Here is a 24,905-nt window from a genome sequence, read left to right as displayed (position 1 = left end):
GTGGGCCTTGTCCTCGTTGCGGGAAATGATTTATTGCAAATGCGATAGATTCGTATTTATAATAAGATCACCTTCAACAGCCAGCCACACTGCCTGCCGCCATGATCGTCTGTGTTTGCCGCCGGATTTCCGACCGTGAGATTGCCCGCCACGCACGTGCAGGCATGAGCTTTGACGAAATCCAGTTTGAGCTGGGCGTGGCCACCCAATGCGGGTGCTGCGAAAGCTGCGCCCGGGATGTGGTGGCGCAGTGCAGTGCATCGAGTCCGGTGGCCGCCCTGCACAATGAGGCAGCGCCGAAAACGATCCAGCTTGCCAGCTCCATCCTGGAAAGCAAGTCATGGAACTCCTCTCTACACTCGCAGGCAGCCTGATCCTCGTCGCAGGCTCGGCCTGGTGGATCTTTCGCAAATAATCGAGGTCTTTTAGGGCGCTAGCGCTTGATTTACAAGCGCTAGCTGCTATCATTTTTATGTCTCACCCAGATCGATTTGCCACCCCCGGGGGGCTCAGCCGCAATACCGTGATCGTGGGCTCCGTCGTCGCACTGCATGTTGCGGGCCTCTGGGCCCTGCAATCGGGCCTGCTGCGCAAGGCCGCCGAAGTCATCGTGCCAGCAGAACTGCTGACCGAGTTCATCGCGCCCCCCGCTCCGCCCAAGGTCACCCCCCCGCCGCCAGCGCCACCCCCACCGCCCAAGCCCGCCCCCAAGGTGGCTCCGCGCCCCGCACCCATGCCGGTGGCCATTGCCGACCCCACCCCGGCGCCCAACGCCCCCACGGGCATCACCACACCACAGCCACCTGCGCCGCCCATTGAGGCGCCCGTCGCCCCGCCTGCGCCTGCGCCAGCCCCCCCGGCTCCGCCCGCACCGCCCAAGATCGAACTGCCGTCGAGCGACGCCGCTTACCTGAACAACCCCAAGCCCAGCTACCCCGCCATCAGCAAACGCATGGGCGAACAGGGCAAGGTGGTGCTGCGCGTACTGATCGGCATCGACGGCACCCCGCAGAAGGTGGAAATCAACAAGTCCAGCGGCTTCGACCGCCTGGACCGGCAGGCCCAGGAGGCCGTCATGCGCTGGCGCTTCGTGCCCGGCAAACGCAACGGCGTGCCCGAGACCATGTGGAACCTGGTCCCTGTCAATTTCGTTCTCGAATAACCGCATTCACCACCAATCATCGCTTTAGGGAGTTTTCTCATGGAATCGCAATTCGGCATCGCCAACGTCTGGATCCAGGGTGACTTTGTCACCCGCGCCGTCGCCATCCTGCTGCTGGCCATGTCGCTGGCATCGTGGATCGTCATCCTCATCAAGGCGCTGGACATCATCAAGTTCAAGAAACACGCCCGCGCCGCCCAGGATTTCTGGCACAGCGAAGACTTTGCCGCCGGCCTGACCAAGCTGGGAGCCGACCCCACCAACCCCTTCCGCCACCTGGCGCTGGAAGGCCGCGAAGCCACCGCCCACCACCGCAACACCAAGGCCCACCTGCACGACAGCCTGGACGTGAGCGACTGGGTCACCCGCTGCCTGCGCAACTGCATTGACGAGTTCACTGCACGCCTGCAATCGGGCTTGGCCATCCTGGCCTCGGTGGGTTCCACCGCCCCGTTCATCGGCCTGTTCGGCACCGTCTGGGGCATCTACCACGCACTGCTGGCCATTGGCACCTCGGGCCAGTCCACCATCGACAAAGTTGCCGGCCCCATCGGCGAGGCGCTGATCATGACCGCCCTGGGCCTGGCCGTGGCCATCCCTGCCGTGCTGGGCTATAACGCGCTGGTGCGTGGCAACAAGTCCATCCTGGGCGGCCTCAACAGCTTTGCGCACGACCTGCATGCCTACTTTGTGACCGGCGCCCGCGTGAATGCGCCCGGCGAGCAAGGCAAGGTCCTGCCCATGAAGAAAGGTGGCTAAGCCATGGCCTTCGGAACCCAAGACGATGCCGATGACGTGATGAACGAGATCAATATGACGCCCCTCGTGGACGTCATGCTGGTGCTGCTCATCATCTTCATCATCACCGTGCCGGTGATGAAACACTCGGTGAACGTGGACCTGCCCCGCGCCACCAACCAGCCCGAGAACATCAAGCCCGAGACCGTGCGCCTGTCGGTGTCGGCCGATGGCAAATACTTCTGGAACGAGTTCGAGGTCACGGAGGAAGAACTCTTCCCCCGCCTGCAGACCGAGGCCGCCAAGGAACCCCAGCCCGACCTGCACATCCGGGGCGACAAGAACGTGCGCTACGAGTTCGTGGCCCAGGCCATGGCCGCAGCGCAGCGCGCTGGCGTGCGCAAGATTGGGTTCGTGACCGAGCCCCAGTCCTGAGTGGGTCGGGGTTTTCAGGCGCAGTGAATCCATTTCGCCCGAATCAACACCGCCTGCAGGTCACTTTCAAGAACGCTTTTACGCCTGTGCCCGGTGCAGCGACGCTGCCCGGGCACAGGCGTTGAAGGCCCTCAGAACCTGTTCAAAGTCTTTTCAGGGTCGCACAGGCCATAAAAAAACAACAAAAAGAAACACCAAACCCGCTTGACTCGTAATTGCGAATCGTTATCATTAACAAAACGCACTGCAACGCAACAGGAATACTCTTCATGCAAGCCACACTGACCGCCGCCTCGCTCCTGCGTACTGCCCCTTCAGACCTGCCCGTGCCACGCACGGATCGGGACACGCCCCACCCTGCCGACGCAGTGGCTGGCGCCGTGGACAGCAGTGCCCTGCTTCAGGGTCAGAAAGCGGTAGCGATCAGCCACAACGGCTCGGTATATCGCCTGCAGGCCACCAAGCTGGGCAAGCTCATCCTCACCAAGTAATTGCACCAGGAACCAAGTTTCATCGTGGGGCGACTCCCGGGCTTGCAACAAGCTCGAAAGGGTCGTTTTTGCCAGCCAACGGGTTCGCCCGCGTAGCCAGGCTTTTTTTCTCCCCAGCTCTCCTCGCCCCAGGATTCATCGAACCCCATAAAAAAACCGGCCAGTGGCCGGTTTTTTTATGGGAGATGCTGGTTTGCCATGAAGGCTTAAAGCATTTTTGGCTGCTAGCGCTTGATGGAAAAGCGCCAGCAGCTATTAAGTCTATAGCAATCTCCAGCAACCCGTGGGTATCAAAGCCCCAGCGCTGCAATCCCGGCGCGGGCAATCTGCGCATCTTCCGTGGATTTCACACCGCTCACACCCACGGCGCCCAGGCACTGGCCGTCCTTGAGGATCGGCACGCCGCCTTCGAGCAGGCCGTCGATCGTGGGGGCGCTCAGGAAGGATGTGCGGCCACCGTTGATCACGTCCTCGTACACCTTGCTCTCACGGCGCCCCAAAGCGGCCGTGCGCGCTTTGGACGGGGCGATGTGGGACGACACCGCTGCGGCGCCATCTAGGCGTTGCAGCCACAGCAGGTGGCCGCCGTCATCGACGATGGCGATGGTCACTGCCCAGTTGTTCTTGAGGGCTTCGGCTTCGGCCGCTGCGGCGACGGCCTTGACGTCGGCCAGTTCGAGTTCGTGTTTGGTTTTCATGGTGCGATCCGAGAAATGGAAAAGTAGAGAAACAGAGAGATGAAATGGGGGCTGTGCGGCTGCCAACGGGCCAGCCCGGCACAAGAAGCGGCAAGCATAGCGGCATCCCAACCGCCCTTCACCCCCAATCAGGGTGAAAGAACCCTTACCAAAAGTAGGTGACCGGATGCGGGTATTGCAGGGCCAAAAACCATCACCACCTAAAATTTGTCATGTCTGCGTTGTGCAGGCCAACAAGGAGAGACACAAGATGAATGACCAAGTCACCACCCTGGGCCACTCTGCGGGCTATGGCATCTCGCAGGAAGAGCGCCACAAGGTGCTTCGCAATACTTACTGGCTGCTCGCACTGAGCATGATCCCCACGGTGCTCGGCGCCTGGGTGGGCGTTGCCACAGGCATCACCCAGTCGCTGCGCGGCGGCGTGGGCCTGATCGTGTTCCTGGGCGGCGCGTTCGCTTTCATGTTCGCGATCGAAAAGACCAAGCGCTCGGCCGCTGGCGTGCCTGTGCTGCTCGCCTTCACGTTCTTCATGGGCCTCATGCTCTCGCGCCTGATCGGCATGGTGCTGGGCTTCAAGAACGGTACCGACCTCATCATGACGGCGTTTGCCGGCACGGCGGGCGTGTTCTTCGTGATGGCCAGCCTGGCCAGCGTGATCAAGCGCGATCTGTCGGGCATGGGCAAGTGGCTGATGGTGGGCGCTCTGGTGCTCATGGTCGGCGCTGTCATCAACGTGTTCGTGGGCTCCTCGGTCGGCATGATGGCGATCTCGGTGGCGGCCATCGGCATCTTCAGCGCCTACATGCTGTATGACTTGAAGCAGATCCTGGACGGCGGCGAAACCAACTACATCAGCGCTACGCTGGCGCTGTATCTGGACATCTTCAACGTGTTCCAGAGCCTGCTGGCCCTGCTGGGCATCATGGGCGGGGAGCGCGAGTAACCCGCGCACCTGCAAGCAGGTGATTTCCCTCAAAGGCTCCTTCGGGAGCCTTTTTTCTTGCGGCTTTGCACAGCCCGGGGCTCAATAGCGCGCACGGCGTGCCGATAATGCAAGTACATGTATCGCAAACCTTCCTCCACCGCACTACGGCTGCTGGCTCTTTCCAGCATCCTGCTGCTGACTGCCTGCGACAAGATTCCCGGCCTGGGCCCGGATCCGCGCGTCGCCCAGCGTGAGGAAGAAGCCAAGGCCATCGGCGGCGCCTGCCGCCACGCGCTGCGGGGCCTGGAAGACTGCTACACCTTGAACCCCAAGGCCCCCAAGGCCTCGGTGTTTGCCGGGTGGAAGGACATGGACGCCTACATGCGCGAAAACAAGATCGAAGGCGCACCGTCAGTGCTCGGCAAGGTCGAGAAACCCGAGCGCACCGAACGATCCAGCGACATCGAAACCGAGCCACGCGACCCGGCTGCCAGCCGCAATCGCAGCTAGCCCGTCCGTCAATCGACACCTGAGGAGGCAGGCAGCGCCGTCATCGGCCTCCCCCCTTCGCTCAGTCGCGCTCGAACACCGCCATGCTCTCAACGTGTGCCGTGTGCGGGAACATGTTCACCATGCCCGCCGCCGTGCACCGGTAGCCCGCCAGGTGCACCAGCAGCCCGGCGTCGCGCGCCAGTGTGGCGGGGTTGCAGCTCACGTAGACGATGCGCTTCGGCGGGGCCCAGCCCTCCGCCCCGTTTGGCAGCGGGCCCGCGCCTTCGGCGCCGATGCGCGCCTGCTCGATGTCGGCAAGGGCCTTGGCCAGGGCAAACGCCCCTTCGCGGGGTGGGTCCACCAGCCATTTGTCGGCAGATCCGTCGGCCACCAGCATTTCCGGGGTCATCTCGAACAGGTTGCGCGCTACAAAATCAGTAGCTGCTAGCGCTTTATGGTCAGGCGCCACGGCCTGATTCAATGCATAGTTTTCGCGCGAACGGGCCACCAGGGCCTCGCTGCCTTCGATGCCCAGCACCTCGCGCGCCTGTGTGGCCAGTGGGAGCGTGAAATTGCCCAAACCGCAAAACCAGTCGATCACGCGTTCGTGCGGCTGCACATCCAGCAGGCGCAGCGCACGCGACACCAGAACGCGGTTGATGTGCGGGTTCACCTGGGTGAAGTCGGTGGGCTTGAACGGCATGGTGATGCCAAAGTCCGGCAGCGCATATGACAGCAGCTCGCCCCCTTCGTCCAGCAGCTTCACCGTGTCGGGCCCCTTGGGCTGCAGCCACCATTGCACGTGGTGTTCGGCCGCAAAGGCGCGCAACCGGGCGAGGTCATCCGCACTCAGCGGCTCCAGGTGCCGCAGCACCAACGCGGTTACGGTGTCGCCGCAGGCCAGTTCGATCTGGGGGCAGGTGTCGCGCGCATCCATGCCGGCAATCAGCGCGCGCAAGGGCATCAGCATGGCGTCCACATGGGGGGGCAGCACGGGGCACTGCTGCATGTCGGCCACATAGCGGCTCTTGCGCTCATGGAAACCGATCAGCACCTGGCCCTTCTTGATCACATGGCGCACCGACAAACGGGCGCGGTAGCGATAACCCCAGGACGGGCCTTCGATGGGCCGCAGCATGGTCTGGGCTTTGACCTTGCCCAGGTGCCAGAGGTTGTCTTCGAGCACGCGCTGCTTGACGGCAACCTGGGCGCCCACGTGCAGGTGCTGCATCTTGCAGCCACCGCAGGCACCGGCGTGCAGGCCAAAGTGCTGGCAGCCGGGGCGCACACGCTGCGACGATTCGCGGTGAATCGCCACCAGGCTGGCCTGCTCCCAGTTGTTCTTTTTGCGGTGGGTGTTGGCTGTGACCAGCTCGAACGGCAGGGCACCGTCGATGAAGATCACCTTGCCGTCGGGCTTGCGGGCAACGCCCTGGGCATCCAGGTCCATGGACTGCACTTGCAGCCAGCCTTCGGGCAAGTCGCTCTGGGAATCCTGCGCGGTGGGTTCAAACGAGGGGGATAGTTCTTTCGGTTCGCTCATCCCCCGATTGTCTCAGGCCCGGGACAGCCCCCGCACGGGCCGCTGAACCGGGCGCTCAGCTGCGGTCTGCGCGGGCGGGACGACCGCCCATGCCCATGGAACCCGTAGCCCCTTGAGCAGACGCCAGGGGAAGCTTGTTGATGGGGAGGTCGCAGTTGTGGTTGTCAGGCGAGAACACCAGCGTGGAGCCCGGGGCAACCTGTGGCAGGGTCTGGTGGATCTGGTAGGACAGGTCCACCGGTGGCTGGGGGGCGCGGTACACGATGTCCTGGTCGGGGCCGTAAACCACGTAGCACGAGGCTGCAGCCGACTGGCTGAAAAAGGCCGCCGCCAGCAGGGCAGCAGTAGCGTATGGAAAGCGGATCATGGTTCTTCTCCTCAATCTGACAGGTCTGCCGGGCATTATGCGGGCTTTGGCAGGCAACGCCAATGTGGCCGCTGGAGGCTGCGGCGCGGCATCACGAACCCCGTGGCTTTCACCGCAGATGAAGATGGTTGGTGTGCTTGACCTCTTCCATCACCGCATAGGTGCGGGTCTCGCGCACGCCGGGCAGCTGCCACAGCACATTGCCCGCGAACACGCGGTAGGCGTTCATGTCGGCCGAGCGGGTTTTGAGCAGGTAGTCGAACCCGCCCGCCACCATGTGGCATTCCATGATTTCGGGGTGGACCTGCACCGCCGCCTTGAACTGGTCGAACACATTGGGCGTGGTGCGGTCCAGCAGCACCTCCACAAACACCAGCATGCCCGCGCCCAGCTTCAGGGGGTTCAGGCGCGCCTCGTAGCCCAGGATGAAGCCGTCGCGGGTCAAGCGCTGCACGCGCGCCAGTACCGCCGTGGGAGACAAGGCCACCGCCTCGGCCAGCTTGAGGTTGGCAATGCGGCCGTCTTCCTGCAGGATTGACAGGATCTTGCGGTCAATCCGGTCGAGATCGGGTTCTGCTTGCATCTTGATTAGCGATTAATTCGACGTAGAAGCCAATTTTCGACCATTTATTCACCACCAACCCAAGGATCATCGCCAATAACGCGCCCCACCAACACTTTCCCCGTGTTGGGCCCCGCCAAACCCCTGAAAGACTCCGTCATGACGCAGCCCTCCGCCCCGTTTGCAGACTTCGCGCCCCGCACGCCGCTCTCCAACCCGCTGCGCGCCGCCATCACCGCCGCTACCCGCCGCCCCGAGCCCGAAGCACTGGCCCCACTCCTGGCCCAGGCCCGCCTGCCTGCTGATCAAGCAGCGTCGGCCCAGCAACTGGCCCTGCGCATTGCCAAGGCACTGCGCGAACGCAAGGCCAGCGCCGGGCGCGCGGGCATCGTGCAGGGGCTGCTGCAGGAGTTTTCGCTGTCGTCGCAAGAAGGCGTGGCGCTGATGTGCCTGGCCGAGGCCCTGCTGCGCATCCCCGACAAGGCCACACGCGACGCGCTGATCCGCGACAAGATCAGCCACGGCCAGTGGGATGCCCACCTGGGCAAAAGCCCCTCGCTGTTCGTCAACGCTGCCACCTGGGGCCTGCTCATCACCGGCAAGCTGGTGGCCACGCACAGCGAAGGTAGCTTGGGCAACTCGCTCAGCCGCCTGATCGGCAAGGGCGGCGAGCCGCTGATCCGCAAGGGCGTGGACATGGCCATGCGCATGATGGGCGAGCAGTTTGTGACTGGCGAGACCATCGACGAAGCGCTGCGCAACGCCCGCGCGATGGAAGCCGAGGGCTTTCGCTATTCGTACGACATGTTGGGTGAGGCCGCGCTGACCAGCGAAGACGCCCAGCGCTACTACGCCTCGTACGAGCAAGCCATCCATGCCATTGGCAAGGCCTCTGCCGGGCGCGGCATTTACGAAGGGCCTGGCATTTCCATCAAGCTCTCGGCCCTGCACCCGCGCTACAGCCGCGCACAGTTTGGCCGTGTGATGGATGAGCTGTACCCGCTGGTGTTGCGCCTGACCGCGCTGGCCAAACAGTACGACATTGGCCTGAACATCGACGCCGAAGAAACCGACCGCCTGGAGCTATCGCTGGACCTGCTGGAGCGCCTGTGCCACGAGCCCACCCTGGCGGGCTGGAACGGCATTGGCTTCGTCATCCAGGCCTACCAAAAGCGCTGCCCCTTCGTCATCGACTACGTGGTGGACTTGGCCCGCCGCACCCAGCGCCGGCTGATGGTGCGCCTGGTCAAGGGCGCGTACTGGGACAGCGAAATCAAGCGCGCCCAGGTTGATGGGCTGGAGGACTACCCCGTCTACACCCGCAAGGTGCACACCGACATTTCTTACATCGCCTGCGCACGCAAGCTGCTGGCCGCGCCCGAAGCCGTGTACCCCCAGTTCGCCACCCACAACGCCGAGACGGTGGCCACCATCTACCAACTGGCGGGCAGCAACTACTACGCTGGGCAGTACGAGTTCCAGTGCCTGCACGGCATGGGCGAGCCGCTGTATGAGCAGGTGGTGGGGGCCATCACCGCCGGTAAATTGGGACGCCCATGCCGCATCTACGCCCCCGTGGGCACGCACGAAACCCTGCTGGCCTACCTGGTACGCCGTCTGCTGGAAAACGGCGCCAACACCTCGTTCGTGAACCGCATTGCCGACGAAACGATTGCGCTGGACGAGCTGGTGAAGAGCCCCGTGCTAGTGGTGGACCAGCAAGCTGCGGCAGAAGGCACCGCTGGCCTGCCCCACCCCCGCATTGCAACGCCCCAGGGCCTGTACGGCGCGCACCGCGCCAACTCGCGCGGGCTCGACCTGTCGAACGAGAACACGCTGACCGAACTGACCGCCGCCCTGCAAGCCACGGCGGCCCATGCCTGGAAGGCGACTCCCTTGCTGGGCACAGATGCCCCTGCAGGCCCCAACCAGCCCGTGCGCAACCCTGCCGACCACAGCGACGTGGTGGGCAAAGTTCAAGAGGCCACCACTGCCGACGTGGACCAGGCCCTGGCCCATGCCGAGGCCGCCGCAGCCCCCTGGGCGGCCACACCGCCCGCCGAGCGTGCTGCCGCGCTGCTGCGCACGGCCGACTTGCTGGAGGAGCGCATCCAGCCCCTCATGGGCCTGCTGATGCGCGAAGCAGGCAAGAGCGCCAGCAACGCCATCGCCGAAGTGCGCGAAGCCGTGGACTTCCTGCGCTACTCCGCAGCCCAGGTGCAAAGCACCTTCGACAACGCCACCCACATCCCGCTGGGCCCAGTGGCCTGCATCAGCCCCTGGAACTTCCCGCTCGCCATCTTCATGGGCCAGGTGGCGGCCGCGCTGGCCGGTGGCAACCCCGTGCTGGCCAAGCCGGCAGAGCAAACCCCGCTGATCGCCGCCGAGGCCGTGCGCCTGCTGTGGCAAGCCGGTGTGCCCCGTGCGGCGGTGCAACTGCTGCCCGGCCAGGGTGAGACCGTGGGCGCGCGCCTGATCGGTGACGCCCGCGTGATGGGCGTTATGTTCACTGGCTCCACCGAAGTGGCGCGCATACTGCAGCGCACCGTGGCGGGCCGACTCGATGCCGCAGGCCGCCCCATCCCGTTGATTGCCGAGACGGGCGGGCAGAACGCGATGATCGTGGACTCGTCCGCGCTGGTGGAACAGGTGGTGGGCGATGCCGTGTCGTCCGCCTTTGACAGCGCAGGCCAGCGCTGCTCCGCCCTGCGCGTGTTGTGTGTGCAGGAAGACGCCGCCGACCGCGTGGTGGAGATGCTGCAAGGTGCCATGGGTGAACTTCGCGTGGGCAACCCTGGCGAGCTGCGCGTGGACGTGGGCCCGGTGATCGACGCCGAAGCACAAGCGGGCATCACCCAACACATCGAGAACTTCAAGGCCCAAGGCCATCGGGTGTTCCAGCACCCGCAGCACCTTGCGACCGCGACCAGCCAAGGCACTTTTGTGCCCCCCACGCTGATCGAGCTGAATCACATCGGCGAGCTGCAACGCGAAGTCTTCGGCCCTGTGTTGCACCTGGTGCGCTACGCCCGCAACGACCTGGACCAGTTGCTCGACCAGATCAACGCCACCGGCTACGGCCTGACGCAAGGCGTGCACACCCGCATCGACGAAACCATTGCCCGTGTGGTGAACCGGGCCCATGCTGGCAACGTGTACGTCAACCGCAACATGGTGGGCGCCGTGGTGGGCGTGCAGCCCTTTGGCGGCGAAGGCCTGTCGGGCACGGGGCCCAAGGCAGGTGGGCCGCTGTACCTGCTGCGCCTGCTGTCGCAGCGCCCGGCCGATGTGCTGGCGCGCACCTTTGCCGACGCCGACCGCGCTACCCCGCCCGAAGAGGCAGTGCGCGAGCGCCTGCTGGCGCCCCTGGCCACCTTGCAGCAATGGGCGCAGATCCAGGGCAATGCAGCACTGGCCAACACTTGCCAACAGTTTGCCCAGCAAACCCAAAGCGGCACCGCCCGCACCCTGCCCGGCCCCACCGGAGAGCGCAATGTCTACACCCTGGCCCCCCGTGGCCGCGTGCTGTGCCTGGCGCAAAGTGTTAACGACCTGCTGGTGCAGACGGCCGCCGTGCTCGCCACCGGTGGCACCGCCCTGTGGCCCAACGCCCAGGCCCACCTGCGCACGCCATTGCCCACGCTGGTGCAGGCGCAGATCCAGTTGCAGGACAACACGCTGAACGACGGCACGCTGGAGCTGGATGCTGTGCTGCACCACGGCGACGCCCCCTCGCTGCAGGCCGTGTGCATCGCCCTCGCCCGCCGCGCGGGGCCTATCGTGGGCGTGACGGCACTGCAGCCCGGTACCACGGACATCCCGCTGGAGCGCCTGCTGATCGAGCGCGCGTTGAGCGTGAACACAGCCGCAGCGGGCGGCAACGCGAGCCTGATGACAATTGGATGAGGGACCAGCATCGGGCCATCATCCAACCTGGAGAAATTTGAATAAAATTGGCTGCTAGCGCTTATTCATCAAGCGCCAGTAGCTATTAATTTAATAGCACTCAAGATACCGATGCCAGCGGCAGATTGAGCAACAGGTTCTGCGGCTTGATGCGCACCACGCCCTCGGCGTTGGTCGCCAGCCCCAGGTACACCGGCTTGCCCGCCACATCGGCACGCATCTCGGCCGGGTTGGCAAAGGTCAGCGTGAACAGGCTCACCAGCCGCGCCATGCGCTCGCCATCCACCGGCCGATCCTGGTATAGGTCGTTAAGGATGGCGGTGGACTCCACATCCAGCCCCACATGCCAGCGCCACGCGCTGTCGGTGACCTGGTGCACAGGCTCGATCTGCACTTGCACGCCCAGCAAGTGGCCGACCCAGCGCTCCAGCACCCGCGCCAGCGCCTTCAGGCCAGAACGGGCGCGGGTCATCTTGAAGGTCAGGCCATGGCTCAGGTCCTGCGTCAGCTCATGGGTCAGGTCGAGCAGAAAGTGGTGGCGGTCGCTCTCCTGCCAATATTGCGCCGCATTGTCGGCCGACAGCACCTTGACCTGCGCCGTGGGCTGCAGTGCACCGCTTTGCAGCAGCAAGCGGCCCACCTCGCCCAGGCCCGCGGTCTCGTTGAGCATGTCGAGCGTCGCCCGGTCGCCTGCCAGCATTTGCCCATCTTGCAAGGTAATGCGCTGCGACCGAAACAGCATTTCGGCAGCGCGTGCTTCGAAGGCGTCGTTGCAGTTGTCCAGCAGGTTGCGCAGCAGGGCCTGCACCACGGCGTCGATGAACACGGCGGGCACGTTCACCACCCCACTGCGCATGAGCTGCAAGTAGTACGCCTCCAGCGTGCCGGCGGCCAGCAGGCCATCGCGAAAACGCAGGAACACGGTGTAGTTTTCGCGGGCGTCGTCGTCCTGCACCGCTGCCAGTTCGGCCGACAAAACCACCCGTGCAGGCGATAAGGCCAGAGATTCGTGCAGGGCGATCTCGGCCGCGCAGGACTCTGGCACCAGCGCCAGTTCAGGCCGGGCAAGCAGCCACTGCAGGTATTCATCGGAAGGCACCAGCCAGCCGCGCGCATCCCGGGCCAGCGCCTGAAAGCCACATCCGGGCCAGAAATCAGCAGCTGGCGTCATGTGAAGGACCTCTGCCCCAGGAAGAAGAACGTTGTGGCGGCGCGGTGGGAAGCGTCAAGGGTCGGACCATGGAAGACGGGAGGTGAATGCTGGGGTGAATGTGGGTGGGCAACAAGTGGCTTCACGGGAAGGTGCGACGCGGCGTTGACACAGTCCGTGAGTGTAGTTGTCGCACTCCTCACGCCTTACGCTGTGTGCGAACGCCTCTCGCTACCGATACCGCCCCATGGACGCAAAGGGACCCCCTCCTCTCGAAAAGCACCGTTTTTCCGCTGCTTACCCCGGGATTGGCCTGATCGAATTCAGGGACTATCAAGGCAACGTCCACAGAACCCCCATCGGCCCGGTGATCCACCCGATGCCACACCATGGACTGCCAGATCACCCGAGGAGTCGCAACATGCTCGATATTTCACAAGCCACCAACATGCTGACGTCCCTGGGCGTCTCCAGTTCCATGGCGGCCAAGGCGGCAGAGCGCACGGCCCAGAACCACGCGGGCGCGGACCCTGTCACCTTTCTCAAAGAATTGCAGACCACGCTGGAACAACTGTCTGCCGAGGCTGCACAGGGAAAAGCGACTGGCACCAGCACCGCAGGGGCCACCACGGTGGACGCACAAACCAAACCCTACCAATCCACCGCCGCCCTCTACAGCACCAAAGATGCGGTGGACACCGGGACCACCGAGGCCGCAGTCAAGGCGCCCTTCAGCAACCTGGAAGAATTCCGCGCCTGGGAGCGTGGCCTGGGCGATACGTTTGCCGAAGACTACGAAGTGCCGGACTATGTGCGGATGACAGCGATGTCTTTGAGCGGAGGCGACCAGGAGGTGGTTGGCCGCTACATGTTCTTCAAGAACCACCCCGAGTTTGCGGCGGACTACGAAGCCATTCGCAGCGGCAAACTGTCGCAGTTCCCAACGGATGGCTCGACGCTCGTCAAAAGCGACCTGACCGCAATGCCGTCGGAGACCGCCTCGTTCTACAAGAAGAACCCCGACATGCTGCTGGCGGCCGAAGGCTTCAACATGGACCCGACACTCGCCAAGATGCGCACGGACGGGACCGTCGCAACGCCTGAGGGCGTGAATCCCTCTGAATGGCTGATGAGCAATAAATGGACGGCTGATGGGGTAGTCCCCCAAGACAACCGCTTGGTTCTGGCCCAAGCGCCCTACATCGGTCTGGACGGCAAAGGTGCCGACACCTACCGGCTGACCACTTACGACTCGGCCACAAACAGCATCATCAACTTCGACGGAACCGCCTACGACCCTGTCACCGGTGAAGCCAGGGCCTGACCGCAGCCTGGCCTGGGGTTTGCCGTCTTCCCAGGGCGGGGAAGACGTGGTCCACCATGATCTTCCTAAATGAGCCGTTTCAACCAGGGGGTACGGTGGAACACCAGCGCCACCACCAGCGCGCCACCAAACACCACAGCGGCCACAAGCGGCACCGTGAGCAGCGGCGCGTGGTCCTCAGGCTTGAAACCGTATTCCCTGAACGATTCCAGCAAAATCGGGTGCACCAGATAGACGCCCAGCGTTAACGGAGCAACCCTCTGAACGCACTGCGCCCATCCCCCCGCCAACGTGCATTGTTTGAGCATCAGCATCAAGCTGATCGACATGGGGATGACGGAAAAGCTCAGGTAGCCATAGAAATACAGTCCCCTGTCCAGCCCCTGCGCGCGGCCCAGCCAGTAGCAGCCCACGGCGGTGACCGCCACAGCCAACCCAAAGACCGCCATCAACACAGCCAGGGGGATTTTCCTGTCTCTGGTCTGGATCAGGTAGCCGCAGAGGAAATACGGCAGGTACGGCAGAAACCAGTTGATGAAAAGGCCCGCCCCATCGCCAGAAAAGACGCGGGAAAACTCGTTCACGCCAGACAGCACAAACATCAAGGCCACAAGCCACCACAGATCGCGCTGGCTTGTGTTGCGCACCAGCGTCCTCAGGAAGGGAACGAACAGGTACAGGCACAGGATCATGTACAGGAACCACAGGTGGTAGTGAGGCCACCCTCTGGCAACGCTGTGCAAGACATCCATCGCGCGCAGCTCGGCCAGGGCACCCCGGTGGTTCCAAAGAATGTAGACAGCACTCCAGAAGGCAATTGGCAGCAGGACCCGTGCCGCCCGCTTGCGGTAGAACTCGGCCACGCCCTCGGTCTTGCGCGGGTCGAGCAACAACGCGCCGCTCACCATCACGAACACCGGCACACACCAGCGCACGAGGGCGTCGTACAGATTGCCGTACCACCAACCAGGGGAACCCAGCGCCGCCACGGTGACCACGCTGCCGACCACGTGCAGGACCACCACGGCCATGATGGAGACGACCCTCGCTGCATCAAGCCAGATCATTGTTTCTAGGTCTTTGGCGTGACAGTGCTTGTTTATTCCCACTCGATCGTCGCTGGCGGCTTGCTGCTCACGTCGTACGTTACGCGGTTGATGCCGCGGACTTCGTTAATGATGCGGCCTGACACCTTCTTGAGCAGCGCATAGGGCAGTTCAGCCCAGTCGGCGGTCATGAAGTCGCTGGTCTGCACGGCGCGCAGGGCCACCACGTAATCGTAGGTGCGGCCATCGCCCATCACGCCCACGCTCTTGACGGGCAGGAAGACGGTGAAGGCCTGGCTGGTGAGGTCGTACCAGGTCTTGCCACTGGATTCGTCACGGAAGTTGCGCAGCTCTTCGATAAAGATCGCGTCGGCACGGCGCAGCAGGTCGGCGTATTCCTTCTTCACCTCGCCCAGAATGCGCACGCCCAGGCCGGGGCCAGGGAAGGGGTGTCGGTAGACCATTTCGGGCGGCAGGCCCAGGGCAACGCCGAGTTCGCGCACTTCGTCCTTGAACAAATCGCGCAGGGGCTCCAGCAGCTTGAGGCCCAGTTGCTCGGGCAGACCGCCCACGTTGTGGTGGCTCTTGATGGTGACGGCCTTCTTGCTCTTGGCCCCGCCGCTCTCGATCACGTCGGGGTAAATCGTGCCCTGCGCCAGGAAGGTGGCACCCTTGTGGCCCCCGTCGCCCGCCTTCAGTTTCGCGGCTTCCGCCTTGAACACGTCCACGAACAGGCCGCCGATGATCTTGCGCTTGGCTTCGGGGTCGCTCACGCCCGCCAGCTTGCCCAGGAACAGGTCGCTCGCATCCACGCGGATCACTTTGGCGTGCAGCTTGCCGACGAACATGTCCATGACCATGTCGCCTTCGTTCAGGCGCAGCAGGCCGTGATCGACGAAGACGCAGGTCAGCTGGTCGCCAATGGCGCGGTGGATGAGCGCGGCGGCCACGGACGAATCCACACCGCCCGAGAGACCCAGGATCACTTCTTCATCACCCACCTGCTGGCGGATCTGCTCCACAGCTTCGGCGATGTGGTCACGCATCACCCAGTCGCGACGGGTGCCGCAAATGCCGAGCACGAAACGGTCCAGCAACGCCCTGCCCTGCACGGTGTGCGTGACTTCGGGGTGGAACTGCACGGCGTAGAAGCGACGGCTTTCATCGGCCATGCCGGCGATGGGGCAGCTGTCGGTGCTGGCCATGAGCTTGAAGCCCGGGGGCAGCTCGGTGACCTTGTCGCCGTGGCTCATCCACACGTTGAGCATGCCGTGGCCTTCAGGCGTGGTGAAGTCGGCGATGTCCTTGAGCAGTGCGGTGTGGCCGCGCGCGCGCACGGCAGCAAAGCCGAACTCGCGCTTGTGGCCCATTTCGACCTTGCCACCCAGCTGCTGCGCCATGGTCTGCATGCCGTAGCAGATGCCCAAGACGGGCAAACCCAGATCGAACACCGCTTGCGGCGCGCGGTCGGTGGTGTCTTCGGTCACGCTGGCGTGGCTGCCCGACAGGATGATGCCCTTGAGCGAACCGTCCTTGGCATAGTCGCGCACCCATTCGTCAGTCACGTCGCAAGGGTGCACTTCGCAGTACACATTGGCCTCGCGCACGCGGCGGGCGATGAGCTGGGTGACTTGCGAGCCGAAATCGAGGATGAGGATTTTCTGGTGTTGCATGGTGGTGGTCCGTCAGAGGCGGGAGAGGTCGAGAAGTGGGACACCGCTGCGCCGTGCGGCAGCGGCCTGTTGGGGATCAAAGGTGGCCAGGGGCAAGCGCAGCGAGCGGGCGAGCCACAGATAGGCCGCATCAAAGGTGGGCAGGCCGGTCTCCAGTGCCACGTCGAGCACGGCCTTGTGCTGGGCAGGGGCCAATTCATGGAGCTCTACCCGGTGACGGATGGCTTCGAGTACACCCCATAGGCCTTCGACGGATGTGGCGGGGATGCGCCCGCTGTTCACGCCACTGGCCAGGATGTTGTGGCACTCCCAGTGCCAGAGGTTGGGCGCCTGGGGCTCCACCTCATCGCGGCGGATCAGGGTGTAAAGACGGCGGGTATGTTCGCTAGCACTGTCAGGCAGCAGCCAGGCGGCGGTGACCGAGGCATCCAGCACGAAGGCGGTCATGCGTTACTCCGACCTGTGCGACGCAGGCAATCCACCGTCGATGAACCTGCGGGTTGAATGCTGGCATGAAGCGCATCCATCTGGCCCAGCTCGCGCGCAATCTGCTCGTCAGAAATCACTGGGCGCCGACGCACGGGAAGCATGCGCACCACCTCTTTGCCATGGCGCGTAATGCGCACTTCCTCGCCCTGCTCGACCAGTTCGATCAAGGCAGAGAACCTGCTTTTCGCTTCGTAGATGCCAACGGACTGCATAAAGTAAAAAAGTCTGGCCTGAATGGTGAATTCAGACCAGACTATATCAGTCTGACCAGATTTTTTCAATCAGGCCAGATCGGCTTGCAACGATCAGTCAGCGCGGTAGTTCGGCGCTTCCTTGGTGATCTGCACATCGTGCACATGGCTTTCGCGGATACCAGCCGTGGTGATCTCGACGAACTCCGCTTTGTTGTTCATCTCTTCGATCGTGGCGCAACCGCAGTAGCCCATGGAGGCACGCACGCCGCCAGCCATCTGGTAGACGATGCTGACCATGGAGCCCTTGTAGGGCACGCGGCCTTCGATGCCTTCGGGCACGAGCTTGTCGGCGTTGGGGTTGCCGGTGCTCGACTCCTGGAAGTAGCGGTCGGCACTGCCCTGCTGCATGGCGCCAATGCTGCCCATGCCACGGTAGCTCTTGTAGCTACGGCCCTGGAACAGGATGACTTCTCCGGGCGCTTCTTCGGTGCCTGCAAACATGCCGCCCATCATCACCGTGCCAGCGCCAGCGGCCAGGGCCTTGGCGATGTCGCCGCTGTAGCGGATACCGCCGTCGGCAATCAGCGGCACGCCCGTGCCCTTGAGCGCGGTGGCCACGTTGTCGATGGCCATGATCTGGGGCACGCCCACACCGGCCACGATGCGGGTGGTGCAGATGGAGCCAGGGCCGATACCGACCTTGACGGCATCCGCGCCCGCCTCGGCCAGCGCCAGGGCCGCCGCGCCGGTGGCGATGTTGCCGCCGATCACGTCGATCTGCGGGTAGTTCTGCTTGACCCAGCGCACGCGGTCGATCACGCCCTTGCTGTGGCCGTGGGCCGTGTCCACCACGATGGCGTCCACACCGGCCTTGACCAGGGCTTCGACGCGTTCTTCGGTGCCCTCGCCCACACCCACCGCTGCACCTACGCGCAGACGGCCAGCGGCATCGCGGGCCGCATTGGGGAAGCTGGTCTGCTTGGTGATGTCCTTCACCGTGATCAGGCCCTTGAGCTCAAAGGCGTCGTTCACGACCAGGATGCGTTCGAGCTTGTGCTTGTTGAGCAGCGCCTTGGCTTCGGCCGGCGTGGTGCCCTCTTTTTCATTGACCGTGATGAGCTTCTCGCGCGGGGTCATGATCTGGTGGACCTTGACGTCGTAACGGGTCTCGAAGCGCAGGTCGCGGCCGGTGACGATACCCACCACCTTGCCGCCGTCGCACACGGGAAAGCCCGAAATGCCGAGCTGTTCGGACAACTGCAGCACCTGCAGCACCGTGTGCTCGGGCGTGATGACCACGGGATCACGCAACACGCCAGACTCGTAGCGCTTAACCTTGGCCACATGAGCAGCCTGCTCCTGCGGCGTGAGGTTCTTGTGCACGATGCCGATGCCGCCCTCCTGGGCAATGGCAATGGCCAGACGCGCCTCGGTCACGGTGTCCATGGCGGCGGACACGAGCGGCAGGTTCAGCTGGATATTGCGGGAGAGTTTCGTCGCGAGGGACGTGTCCTTGGGCAGGACCTGGGAGTACGCTGGCACCAGCAACACATCGTCGAAGGTGAGCGCTTTTCCAAGAAGGCGCATGAGAAAGCTCCAAAAGACGGATTGTACCCGCGCCGCGTGTGGTGAAAACGCGCCCGCCCGTCTTCAACGCACTGGCGGGGGGTGAGTCACATGGATAAACTTGTCCGCATGAAAATGCACAAGTTTCTCCTGCTGGCCGTGGCCTGCACCTGGGCCATGGGCGCGGCGGCGCAATGGCAGTGGATCGACAAGGACGGCCGCAAGGTCTTCAGCGACCGCCCTCCACCCCAAGATACCCCTGAAAAGAACATCCTGAAGCAGCCCGGTGGCGGGGTTCCGCGTTCAGCACCCGCTCCAGTGGCAGCCGCGCCAGCGGAAGGAACCCCTGCGGCCACAACCACCGCTGCCGCCTCGGCCACCAAGCCTGCCGCCAGCGCGCCGGGTACCGGCAAAGACAAAGCCCTGGAAGAGAAAAAAGCCCAGGCAGAAGCGGCCGAAGCGGCCAAGAAAAAAGCAGACGAAGAAAAGCTGGCCAAGGCCAAGGCAGACAACTGCACGCGCGCGCGCCAGGCCAAGGCAGCGTTTGATTCGGGCAGACCCATCACCCAATCCAACGCCCAGGGCGAACGCATCTTCCTCGACGAAGCTGGCCGGGCGGCGGAATCCAAACGCCTCGACGGCATCATTGCCGCCGACTGCAAGCGCTAACCCAAGGCGACCTCAGTAGCCCGACTTACCCCCGGGCCGCTGGCGTGCAAAAAGCCCCGTGGTCCGCGCGCCCTGCCGTGCAAAACGCTCACGGCGGGCCACCTTGGGGTCCACTTTCAGTGGGCGGTAGACCTCCACACGGTCCAGATGCCTGATTGCGGCGTCAGGCAACACTGCACGCCCCCAGATGCCCAGGGTCGGCCGGTCTGCACTGCCCTGCGGCCCCAATGCGCCATCCGCCCCACACGCCCGCAACGCATCAGCCACGGTGGCACCTTCGGGCAGCTGAAGTACCCATTCCTGCGTTTTGCGAGGAGCAATACAGACCACCACCGTGACCTGCACAGTGCTCCCCGGCACCCGCTCAGCCATACACCTGCTCCGCACGCTTCACAAAGGCATCGACCATGCTGCCAGCGATGCGGTCAAACACCGGGCCTACGAGCGCCGCGAGCGTGGCACTGTCAAAACCGTAGTTCAGCAGCAATTCCACCTTGCATGCGCGCTGCGAACCATCGCCCACCGGGTGGAAGTGCCAGTCGCCATCCAGGCGCGAGAACGGCCCTTTGATGAGATGCATCTGCACGCGCCGACCTGCCTCGTGGGTATTGCGCGTCACAAAGGTCTGGCGGATGCCGCTGAACGCGATGCCCACTTCGGCGGTCATGCCGTCCTCGGTCTGCTCCAGCACGCCCGCGTGATCGCACCACGGCAGAAACTGGGGGTAGTGTTCCACCCCGGTGACCAGGGCAAACATTTCTTCGGGGCTGTACCAAATGAGGACGGACTTGTGAACGGTTTTCATGCAGACTGTGCCTGGCATCGGTGTGCGCCAAGCGGAGGAAATTAGAATCGCTGCCAGCGACACCCACACATTGTAGGGAGGCCTTTTAACTCCCGGTTTGTGCCGCATCTACCTCTTCATGGCCAAAAAACCCGATCCTACGTCCCGCATTGCCGACAACAAGAAAGCGGCCTACAACTATTTCTTCGAGGAACGCCACGAGGCGGGCATGGTGCTGCACGGCTGGGAGGTCAAGGCCCTGCGCGAGGGCAAGGTGCAGCTGACCGATGGCTACGTGCTGATCCGCGATGGCGAGCTGTATCTGCTCGGCTGCCTGATCCATGCGCTCAAGACCGCCTCCACCCACGTCAACCCCGAATCGGCGCGCACCAAGAAACTGCTGCTCAAGAAAGACGACATCAAGCGCCTGATCGGCAAGGTCGAGCAAAAGGGCTACACGCTGGTGCCGCTCAATCTGCACTGGAAAAACGGCTTTGTGAAATGCGAAATTGCCCTGGCCAAGGGCAAGGCTGAGCATGACAAGCGCGACACCATCAAGGACCGCGAAGGCAAGCGCGAGGTGGAACGCGCCATGAAAAGTCGCAGCCGCTGAGGCATGCGTGCGATGCGGTCTGCGCTCACCCAGCCCAGCCCTTGAGATTTTTTTGTGACGCCGTGGAATAAACCGCTGCGCCCATGTGTTTGTCCTGGTGCAAGGCAGCATTCGCCTCCGCCTGCACCACACCCTGGAGAAACCCATGAAAAAACTGATCTCGATGGCCGCCTTCGTCGCAGCAGCCGCACTGGCCGGCTGCGCCACCATGAACGACTCGCCCGTGAAGACCATGGACGGCGTACTGGTCGGAGCGGGCGGCATGACGCTGTACACGTTCGACCGCGACGCGGCAGGCAGTGGCAAGTCGGTGTGCAACGGCCCCTGCGCCACCAACTGGCCACCACTCATGGCCAGCAAGGCACCCGGTGGCGACTACAGCGTCATCACCCGTGACGATGGCAAGACCCAACTGGCCTACAAGGGCAAGCCGCTCTACTACTGGATCAAGGACACCAAGCCCGGCGACAAAACCGGCGACGGGGTGAACCAGGTCTGGCGCACCGCACGGCCCTGAGAACCCTTCAACGCCGCACAGGCCCCACACGGCATGAACCGCACCCAGGTCATCGAACAACTGCCCGGCCTGCGCAGGTACGCGCGGGTGCTCACAGGCGATGCCTGGGCGGCCGATGATCTGGTGCAGGACACGCTGGAACGTGCCTGCAGCAAGTGGTTGCTGTGGCGCACGGGCAGCGACCTGCGCGCGTGGTTGTTCACTCTGATGCACAACCTGTACCTCAACCAACGCCGTGCGCTGCCCGCGCTGGCGCAGGTGGACATCGACGACATTCACGACCAGTTGCCGGGTGCCCGCGCTCCCTCGGATGACGCCCTGGATCTGGAGTGCTGTCTGCAGCGCCTGCCCGCCGACCAGCGGGCCGTGCTGCTGCTGGTGGCCATGGAGGACATGAGCTACGAGGACACCGCGCGCATTCTGGGCATTCCGGCAGGCACTGTGATGTCACGCCTGTCCCGCGCCCGCACGCGCCTGCGCGCGCTGATGGACCGAGAGCCCGCGCCCAGCCCTATACCGGCCGCCCACGCAGACGCACCCGCAGCAGGCGCAGTGCCTGTGCTGCGTCGCCTCAAATAAAAAAGAGCCATGACCCGCCCCCCCACCATGGACCCGATCCACCCTGCCCCCCACCCACGCGCTGGCGAAAGCAGCACTTGGCACGCCCTCGTGGACGGCCAATTGCCGCCCGCACAGGCGCAGGCGCTGCGCGAGCAATTGCAGGATGATCAGGAAGCGCAGGCCACACTGGCGCACTGGCAGGCACAGAGAGAGCAGCTGCACGCCCTGCACAAGGACCTGCTCCACGCCCCCGTTCCCGATACGTTGATGGCCGCAGCATTGCGGGCCACGGACCGCCGGGAGCAGCAGGCACAGTGGTGGCGTTGGGGTGGCATGGCCGCCTCCGTGTTGCTGGCCTTTGTGCTGGGGTGGACGGGACGCGGCCAGTGGCCCGCCGTGGCGCCCGGCAAAACGCTGGCGACGGGCAACGGCACCATGCTGCTGGCTGCCGAACCGGCACAACGTTTCGCCCAGCAAGCCGCAGTCGCCCACGCGGTGTACCAGCCCGAAGTCCGCCACCCCGTGGAAGTTACAGCCGCCCAGCAAGACCACCTGGTGCAATGGCTGTCCAAGCGGCTGGACCGCCCGCTCAAGGTCCCCGCGCTGGGCGCGCAGGGTTATGAACTGGTGGGTGGCCGCTTGCTGCCTGGCGACACCGGGGTGCGCGCGCAGTTCATGTACCAGAACAGCGCAGGCCAGCGCATCACGCTGTACCTGGGCGCCTTGGCTGCGGCATCCACCAGCCCTGGCCCCGCCAGCGACAACACGCCCCGTCCACAGCCGCCGACCACCGCAAGCACGACCGCATTCCAGTTCACGCAAGATGGCCCGGTGCCAGGCTTTTACTGGACGGACGCGGGCTTTGGTTACGCCTTGAGCGGACAGCTGTCCCGCACCGAGCTGCTGAGCTTGGCGACAGCGGCGTACCAACAGCTGAACCCCTGACGCGCCGCCAGCGACTCTCCGGGTGGCCTGCCCGGCTACAACCGTCGCCGATCAGGACAAATGGGCCAGCGGGTGGGCGTGTGCAGGCCAGGGGCTGGTGAAGAACTGCGCCACCATATCGGGCGTCACGTCCTCGATGCGGCCAGGGTTCCATTGGGGCGCATGGTCCTTGTCCACGGCCAGGGCGCGGATGCCCTCCACCGTTTCGCTCTGGCCGGGGCGCAGGAAGAAGCAGTGGCGCACCATGTCGCGCTCCATGCGCAGGTCGTCGGCCAAGCCCATGTCCCGTGCGCGGCGGATTTGTTCCAGCACCACGTGCAGCATGAGGGGCGAGCGCTTGCGCAGCGTGGCCGCCGTGGCGCGTGCCCAGTCACTGTCGGCCGCTTCAAGCGCCGCCACGATCTCGCCCACGCTGCCCAACGAAAAATATTGGTCAATTTGGCCCCTAGCGCTTTTCTGCAAAGCGCTAGCAGCTACAAGTTTAGAAGCAACATAGTCTTTGACGGCAGCACCGCTGGCAAAGCTCTGGGTGCCCAGCGCCTCCCACACGGCCGCTTGCTGGTCAGCAGGCAGACAACCGTCCGCCAACCGGTTTTCGATGGCATCACCGGCGCCAATGGTGTCGCCGGTGAGCGCCAGCCATTCGCCCACACGACCGGGACACCGGCTCAGAAAATAGCCCCCCCCCACATCCGGGAACAGGCCAATGGCCGTCTCCGGCATGGCCATCTTCGTGCGCTCGGTCACCACACGCAGGGCGGCGCCCTGGCTGATGCCCATGCCGCCGCCCATCACGATGCCGTCCATGAAGGCGATGTAGGGCTTGGCGTAGTTGTGGATCAGGTGGTTGAGCGCGTACTCCTCGGTGAAGAAGTCCTCGATCAGCGGGTTGCCCTGGCTGCCCGCCTGGTGCAAAAAGCGGATGTCTCCACCGGCGCAGAAGGCACCAAACGGGCCTTCCTTGTTGCTGCCACGGATGGCCACGGCCAGCACCCGTGCATCGTTCTGCCACGCCAGCAAGATGCCCATCAGGTCACGCACCATGCCCAGCGAGAGGGCATTGAGCGCACGCGGGCGGTTCAAGGTGATGAAGCCCACCTGGCCTCGCACTTCACTCAACACATCAGGCAATACCGTCTCCGTCATTTTTGTTCCTTCCAACCCAATAGTTCGTTAAAAACCAGCGCGCCGATCACGAGCACGCCTCCCGTCAGCACCGCCGGAGCAGGCTTTTCGCCTGCCCCCAACCAAGCCAGCAAAATTCCAAAGATGACTTCGAGCAAGCCAAGCAACGCCATCTCTGGCGCCTTGAGCACCCGGCCGCAGCGCACGGCCAGCACACAAGGGATGGCCAATTGCACCACGCCCAACAGCGCCAGCAGGGCAAGGTCATGCCCTGAAGCCTGAAAAGGCAGTGCCAGCGGCAACGTAGCCACCACCGAGATCACCGCGCCGACCAGCACGGCAGGCACCAGGTCCACCGCATGGCCGTGGCGCTGCGAATGCTGCACCACCGTCCAATTGATGGCGGCTGCCACCGGCACACACAGCGCCACCAGCGTACCTGCCAGGGGCAGGCCCGCCATCTGCGAACCATACATCCACCCAATGCCCAGCCCCGCCACGGCAATCGCGGCCCAGGTGCGCGGGGCGATGTGGTGGCCGATAAAAATGCGCGCGAACAACGCCGTGAGCAGCGGCCCCACGGCCATCGTGACCAGCACATTAGCCACCGGCATGAGCACCAGCGCCACCATGAATGCCGTGAACATCACGCTCCAGCACACGCCAGAGATCCACAGCGCACGGCCGCTGTGGCGCATGGAGGCGAACACCGCCCTGCCCTGCAGCGCAGGCAGGATGACCAGCAGCGACAGCAGCGTGAAGAAGCTGCGCCAGAAGGTCACCTCAAAGCTCGCCGCATGCTCCAGGTGGCGCGTGACCACACCGGCAATGGACCACATGAGGGTCACGGCCACCATCAGCGCCACGGCACGGGAATGTGTCAATTTCAACAGAGGCTCCAGGATTCAGACGGCAAAAAGGCCACTG

Annotated in this window: 28 protein-coding genes; 14 read left to right on the top strand and 14 right to left on the bottom strand. The window is 64.1% G+C overall.

Going from position 1 to position 24,905, the window contains the following annotated elements:
- Positions 1-101 precede the first annotated feature (101 nt).
- From C8C93_RS04450 to hemP, 5 genes are all read left to right on the top strand, one after another.
- Positions 102-374, top strand: coding sequence for a bacterioferritin-associated ferredoxin (locus C8C93_RS04450; protein WP_055402706.1), 273 nt, complete (start codon positions 102-104; stop codon positions 372-374).
- Positions 375-472: 98 nt separating this feature from the next.
- Entirely contained in the window at positions 473-1,162 is a 690-nt protein-coding gene (locus tag C8C93_RS04445; RefSeq protein ID WP_121420470.1) for an energy transducer TonB, read from the top strand.
- Positions 1,163-1,201: 39 nt separating this feature from the next.
- On the top strand, positions 1,202-1,921 hold the full coding sequence (locus tag C8C93_RS04440) for a MotA/TolQ/ExbB proton channel family protein (protein WP_055398135.1): 720 nt from the start codon (positions 1,202-1,204) through the stop codon (positions 1,919-1,921).
- A gap of 3 nt (positions 1,922-1,924) precedes the next feature.
- Positions 1,925-2,335, top strand: coding sequence for a biopolymer transporter ExbD (locus C8C93_RS04435; protein WP_055398136.1), 411 nt, complete (start codon positions 1,925-1,927; stop codon positions 2,333-2,335).
- 269 nt (positions 2,336-2,604) lie between these two features.
- Entirely contained in the window at positions 2,605-2,826 is a 222-nt protein-coding gene (hemP, locus tag C8C93_RS04430; protein ID WP_055398137.1) for a hemin uptake protein HemP, read from the top strand.
- Between the two features lie 290 nt (positions 2,827-3,116).
- On the opposite strand, the gene C8C93_RS04425 is transcribed toward hemP, so the two are convergent.
- The gene (locus C8C93_RS04425) at positions 3,117-3,524 is read right to left on the bottom strand and encodes a heme-binding protein (protein WP_121420472.1); all 408 of its coding nucleotides are present in this window, start codon (positions 3,522-3,524) and stop codon (positions 3,117-3,119) included.
- Between the two features lie 250 nt (positions 3,525-3,774).
- On the opposite strand from C8C93_RS04425, the gene C8C93_RS04420 reads away from it, so the two are divergent.
- Both C8C93_RS04420 and C8C93_RS04415 read left to right on the top strand, forming a co-directional pair.
- A complete protein-coding gene (locus C8C93_RS04420) occupies positions 3,775-4,470 on the top strand; it encodes a Bax inhibitor-1/YccA family protein (protein WP_055398139.1) in 696 nt (231 codons plus the stop codon).
- A 117-nt stretch (positions 4,471-4,587) separates the two neighbouring features.
- Positions 4,588-4,962, top strand: coding sequence for a hypothetical protein (locus C8C93_RS04415; RefSeq protein WP_055398140.1), 375 nt, complete (start codon positions 4,588-4,590; stop codon positions 4,960-4,962).
- Between the two features lie 61 nt (positions 4,963-5,023).
- Here C8C93_RS04415 and rlmD read toward each other — a convergent pair whose 3' ends face one another.
- The 3 genes from rlmD to C8C93_RS04400 form a co-directional block, all read right to left on the bottom strand.
- Positions 5,024-6,487, bottom strand: coding sequence for a 23S rRNA (uracil(1939)-C(5))-methyltransferase RlmD (gene rlmD, locus C8C93_RS04410; RefSeq protein WP_121506039.1), 1,464 nt, complete (start codon positions 6,485-6,487; stop codon positions 5,024-5,026).
- Between the two features lie 55 nt (positions 6,488-6,542).
- Positions 6,543-6,854 (bottom strand): hypothetical protein, encoded by a 312-nt coding sequence (locus C8C93_RS04405; RefSeq protein ID WP_055398142.1) that lies wholly within the window; start codon positions 6,852-6,854, stop codon positions 6,543-6,545.
- 109 nt (positions 6,855-6,963) lie between these two features.
- Positions 6,964-7,437 carry an Lrp/AsnC ligand binding domain-containing protein gene (locus C8C93_RS04400; RefSeq protein WP_121506038.1) on the bottom strand — a complete coding sequence of 158 codons (474 nt, stop codon included), beginning with the start codon at positions 7,435-7,437 and terminating at the stop codon, positions 6,964-6,966.
- 138 nt (positions 7,438-7,575) lie between these two features.
- On the opposite strand from C8C93_RS04400, the gene putA reads away from it, so the two are divergent.
- Positions 7,576-11,322: a trifunctional transcriptional regulator/proline dehydrogenase/L-glutamate gamma-semialdehyde dehydrogenase gene (gene putA / locus C8C93_RS04395; RefSeq protein ID WP_121506037.1), complete on the top strand. Its 3,747-nt coding sequence runs from the start codon at positions 7,576-7,578 to the stop codon at positions 11,320-11,322.
- Positions 11,323-11,422: 100 nt separating this feature from the next.
- On the opposite strand, the gene C8C93_RS04390 is transcribed toward putA, so the two are convergent.
- Positions 11,423-12,493 (bottom strand): DUF6352 family protein, encoded by a 1,071-nt coding sequence (locus tag C8C93_RS04390; protein ID WP_121506036.1) that lies wholly within the window; start codon positions 12,491-12,493, stop codon positions 11,423-11,425.
- 400 nt (positions 12,494-12,893) lie between these two features.
- On the opposite strand from C8C93_RS04390, the gene C8C93_RS04385 reads away from it, so the two are divergent.
- Complete coding sequence (locus tag C8C93_RS04385; RefSeq protein ID WP_121506035.1) at positions 12,894-13,796, top strand: hypothetical protein; 903 nt, start codon at positions 12,894-12,896, stop codon at positions 13,794-13,796.
- A 65-nt stretch (positions 13,797-13,861) separates the two neighbouring features.
- Here C8C93_RS04385 and C8C93_RS04380 read toward each other — a convergent pair whose 3' ends face one another.
- The 5 genes from C8C93_RS04380 to guaB all read right to left on the bottom strand — a co-directional run bounded on the left by C8C93_RS04380 (position 13,862) and on the right by guaB (position 18,785).
- Positions 13,862-14,863: an acyltransferase gene (locus C8C93_RS04380; RefSeq protein WP_121506034.1), complete on the bottom strand. Its 1,002-nt coding sequence runs from the start codon at positions 14,861-14,863 to the stop codon at positions 13,862-13,864.
- Between the two features lie 32 nt (positions 14,864-14,895).
- Positions 14,896-16,515: a glutamine-hydrolyzing GMP synthase gene (guaA, locus tag C8C93_RS04375; RefSeq protein ID WP_121506033.1), complete on the bottom strand. Its 1,620-nt coding sequence runs from the start codon at positions 16,513-16,515 to the stop codon at positions 14,896-14,898.
- A 12-nt stretch (positions 16,516-16,527) separates the two neighbouring features.
- Positions 16,528-16,962, bottom strand: coding sequence for a type II toxin-antitoxin system VapC family toxin (locus C8C93_RS04370; protein ID WP_055398149.1), 435 nt, complete (start codon positions 16,960-16,962; stop codon positions 16,528-16,530).
- On the bottom strand, positions 16,959-17,216 hold the full coding sequence (locus C8C93_RS04365) for a type II toxin-antitoxin system Phd/YefM family antitoxin (RefSeq protein ID WP_055398150.1): 258 nt from the start codon (positions 17,214-17,216) through the stop codon (positions 16,959-16,961). The genes C8C93_RS04370 and C8C93_RS04365 overlap by 4 nt, the downstream gene beginning before the upstream one ends.
- Positions 17,217-17,309: 93 nt before the next feature.
- Positions 17,310-18,785, bottom strand: a complete 1,476-nt coding sequence (gene guaB, locus C8C93_RS04360; protein ID WP_121506032.1) for an IMP dehydrogenase — start codon at positions 18,783-18,785, stop codon at positions 17,310-17,312.
- A gap of 108 nt (positions 18,786-18,893) precedes the next feature.
- On the opposite strand from guaB, the gene C8C93_RS04355 reads away from it, so the two are divergent.
- A complete protein-coding gene (locus tag C8C93_RS04355; RefSeq protein WP_121506031.1) occupies positions 18,894-19,433 on the top strand; it encodes a DUF4124 domain-containing protein in 540 nt (179 codons plus the stop codon).
- A gap of 12 nt (positions 19,434-19,445) precedes the next feature.
- Here C8C93_RS04355 and C8C93_RS04350 read toward each other — a convergent pair whose 3' ends face one another.
- Entirely contained in the window at positions 19,446-19,805 is a 360-nt protein-coding gene (locus tag C8C93_RS04350; RefSeq protein ID WP_055398152.1) for an RnfH family protein, read from the bottom strand.
- Positions 19,798-20,238, bottom strand: a complete 441-nt coding sequence (locus tag C8C93_RS04345; RefSeq protein WP_121420481.1) for a type II toxin-antitoxin system RatA family toxin — start codon at positions 20,236-20,238, stop codon at positions 19,798-19,800. Before C8C93_RS04345 ends, C8C93_RS04350 begins: the two co-directional genes overlap by 8 nt.
- A gap of 118 nt (positions 20,239-20,356) precedes the next feature.
- On the opposite strand from C8C93_RS04345, the gene smpB reads away from it, so the two are divergent.
- The 4 genes from smpB to C8C93_RS04325 all read left to right on the top strand — a co-directional run bounded on the left by smpB (position 20,357) and on the right by C8C93_RS04325 (position 22,853).
- Positions 20,357-20,830, top strand: coding sequence for an SsrA-binding protein SmpB (smpB, locus tag C8C93_RS04340; protein WP_055398252.1), 474 nt, complete (start codon positions 20,357-20,359; stop codon positions 20,828-20,830).
- A gap of 145 nt (positions 20,831-20,975) precedes the next feature.
- Complete coding sequence (locus C8C93_RS04335; protein WP_199726981.1) at positions 20,976-21,347, top strand: hypothetical protein; 372 nt, start codon at positions 20,976-20,978, stop codon at positions 21,345-21,347.
- Between the two features lie 33 nt (positions 21,348-21,380).
- On the top strand, positions 21,381-21,926 hold the full coding sequence (locus tag C8C93_RS04330) for an RNA polymerase sigma factor (protein ID WP_121506030.1): 546 nt from the start codon (positions 21,381-21,383) through the stop codon (positions 21,924-21,926).
- 9 nt (positions 21,927-21,935) lie between these two features.
- Complete coding sequence (locus C8C93_RS04325) at positions 21,936-22,853, top strand: anti-sigma factor (protein ID WP_370108192.1); 918 nt, start codon at positions 21,936-21,938, stop codon at positions 22,851-22,853.
- A gap of 51 nt (positions 22,854-22,904) precedes the next feature.
- Here C8C93_RS04325 and C8C93_RS04320 read toward each other — a convergent pair whose 3' ends face one another.
- Complete coding sequence (locus C8C93_RS04320; RefSeq protein ID WP_121506029.1) at positions 22,905-23,999, bottom strand: enoyl-CoA hydratase/isomerase family protein; 1,095 nt, start codon at positions 23,997-23,999, stop codon at positions 22,905-22,907.
- Positions 23,996-24,871 carry a DMT family transporter gene (locus C8C93_RS04315; protein WP_121506028.1) on the bottom strand — a complete coding sequence of 292 codons (876 nt, stop codon included), beginning with the start codon at positions 24,869-24,871 and terminating at the stop codon, positions 23,996-23,998. Before C8C93_RS04315 ends, C8C93_RS04320 begins: the two co-directional genes overlap by 4 nt.
- Positions 24,872-24,905 lie beyond the last annotated feature (34 nt).

It is taken from the genome of Acidovorax sp. 93 (assembly GCF_003633835.1).
In the GTDB taxonomy this organism is placed as follows: Bacteria; Pseudomonadota; Gammaproteobacteria; order Burkholderiales; family Burkholderiaceae_C; genus Acidovorax; species Acidovorax facilis.
This window is presented reverse-complemented; position numbering and strand designations above follow the sequence as displayed.

Bases quoted from the DNA above. Each gene is read 5' to 3' on its own strand.
- C8C93_RS04450 (WP_055402706.1), top strand. From the start codon at position 102: ATGATCGTCTGTGTTTGCCGCCGGATTTCCGACCGTGAGATTGCCCGC.
- C8C93_RS04445 (WP_121420470.1), top strand. From the start codon at position 473: ATGTCTCACCCAGATCGATTTGCCACCCCCGGGGGGCTCAGCCGCAAT.
- C8C93_RS04440 (WP_055398135.1), top strand. From the start codon at position 1,202: ATGGAATCGCAATTCGGCATCGCCAACGTCTGGATCCAGGGTGACTTT.
- C8C93_RS04435 (WP_055398136.1), top strand. From the start codon at position 1,925: ATGGCCTTCGGAACCCAAGACGATGCCGATGACGTGATGAACGAGATC.
- hemP (WP_055398137.1), top strand. From the start codon at position 2,605: ATGCAAGCCACACTGACCGCCGCCTCGCTCCTGCGTACTGCCCCTTCA.
- C8C93_RS04425 (WP_121420472.1), bottom strand. From the start codon at position 3,524: ATGAAAACCAAACACGAACTCGAACTGGCCGACGTCAAGGCCGTCGCC.
- C8C93_RS04420 (WP_055398139.1), top strand. From the start codon at position 3,775: ATGAATGACCAAGTCACCACCCTGGGCCACTCTGCGGGCTATGGCATC.
- C8C93_RS04415 (WP_055398140.1), top strand. From the start codon at position 4,588: ATGTATCGCAAACCTTCCTCCACCGCACTACGGCTGCTGGCTCTTTCC.
- rlmD (WP_121506039.1), bottom strand. From the start codon at position 6,487: ATGAGCGAACCGAAAGAACTATCCCCCTCGTTTGAACCCACCGCGCAG.
- C8C93_RS04405 (WP_055398142.1), bottom strand. From the start codon at position 6,854: ATGATCCGCTTTCCATACGCTACTGCTGCCCTGCTGGCGGCGGCCTTT.
- C8C93_RS04400 (WP_121506038.1), bottom strand. From the start codon at position 7,437: ATGCAAGCAGAACCCGATCTCGACCGGATTGACCGCAAGATCCTGTCA.
- putA (WP_121506037.1), top strand. From the start codon at position 7,576: ATGACGCAGCCCTCCGCCCCGTTTGCAGACTTCGCGCCCCGCACGCCG.
- C8C93_RS04390 (WP_121506036.1), bottom strand. From the start codon at position 12,493: ATGACGCCAGCTGCTGATTTCTGGCCCGGATGTGGCTTTCAGGCGCTG.
- C8C93_RS04385 (WP_121506035.1), top strand. From the start codon at position 12,894: ATGCTCGATATTTCACAAGCCACCAACATGCTGACGTCCCTGGGCGTC.
- C8C93_RS04380 (WP_121506034.1), bottom strand. From the start codon at position 14,863: ATGATCTGGCTTGATGCAGCGAGGGTCGTCTCCATCATGGCCGTGGTG.
- guaA (WP_121506033.1), bottom strand. From the start codon at position 16,515: ATGCAACACCAGAAAATCCTCATCCTCGATTTCGGCTCGCAAGTCACC.
- C8C93_RS04370 (WP_055398149.1), bottom strand. From the start codon at position 16,962: ATGACCGCCTTCGTGCTGGATGCCTCGGTCACCGCCGCCTGGCTGCTG.
- C8C93_RS04365 (WP_055398150.1), bottom strand. From the start codon at position 17,216: ATGCAGTCCGTTGGCATCTACGAAGCGAAAAGCAGGTTCTCTGCCTTG.
- guaB (WP_121506032.1), bottom strand. From the start codon at position 18,785: ATGCGCCTTCTTGGAAAAGCGCTCACCTTCGACGATGTGTTGCTGGTG.
- C8C93_RS04355 (WP_121506031.1), top strand. From the start codon at position 18,894: ATGAAAATGCACAAGTTTCTCCTGCTGGCCGTGGCCTGCACCTGGGCC.
- C8C93_RS04350 (WP_055398152.1), bottom strand. From the start codon at position 19,805: ATGGCTGAGCGGGTGCCGGGGAGCACTGTGCAGGTCACGGTGGTGGTC.
- C8C93_RS04345 (WP_121420481.1), bottom strand. From the start codon at position 20,238: ATGAAAACCGTTCACAAGTCCGTCCTCATTTGGTACAGCCCCGAAGAA.
- smpB (WP_055398252.1), top strand. From the start codon at position 20,357: ATGGCCAAAAAACCCGATCCTACGTCCCGCATTGCCGACAACAAGAAA.
- C8C93_RS04335 (WP_199726981.1), top strand. From the start codon at position 20,976: ATGAAAAAACTGATCTCGATGGCCGCCTTCGTCGCAGCAGCCGCACTG.
- C8C93_RS04330 (WP_121506030.1), top strand. From the start codon at position 21,381: ATGAACCGCACCCAGGTCATCGAACAACTGCCCGGCCTGCGCAGGTAC.
- C8C93_RS04325 (WP_370108192.1), top strand. From the start codon at position 21,936: ATGACCCGCCCCCCCACCATGGACCCGATCCACCCTGCCCCCCACCCA.
- C8C93_RS04320 (WP_121506029.1), bottom strand. From the start codon at position 23,999: ATGACGGAGACGGTATTGCCTGATGTGTTGAGTGAAGTGCGAGGCCAG.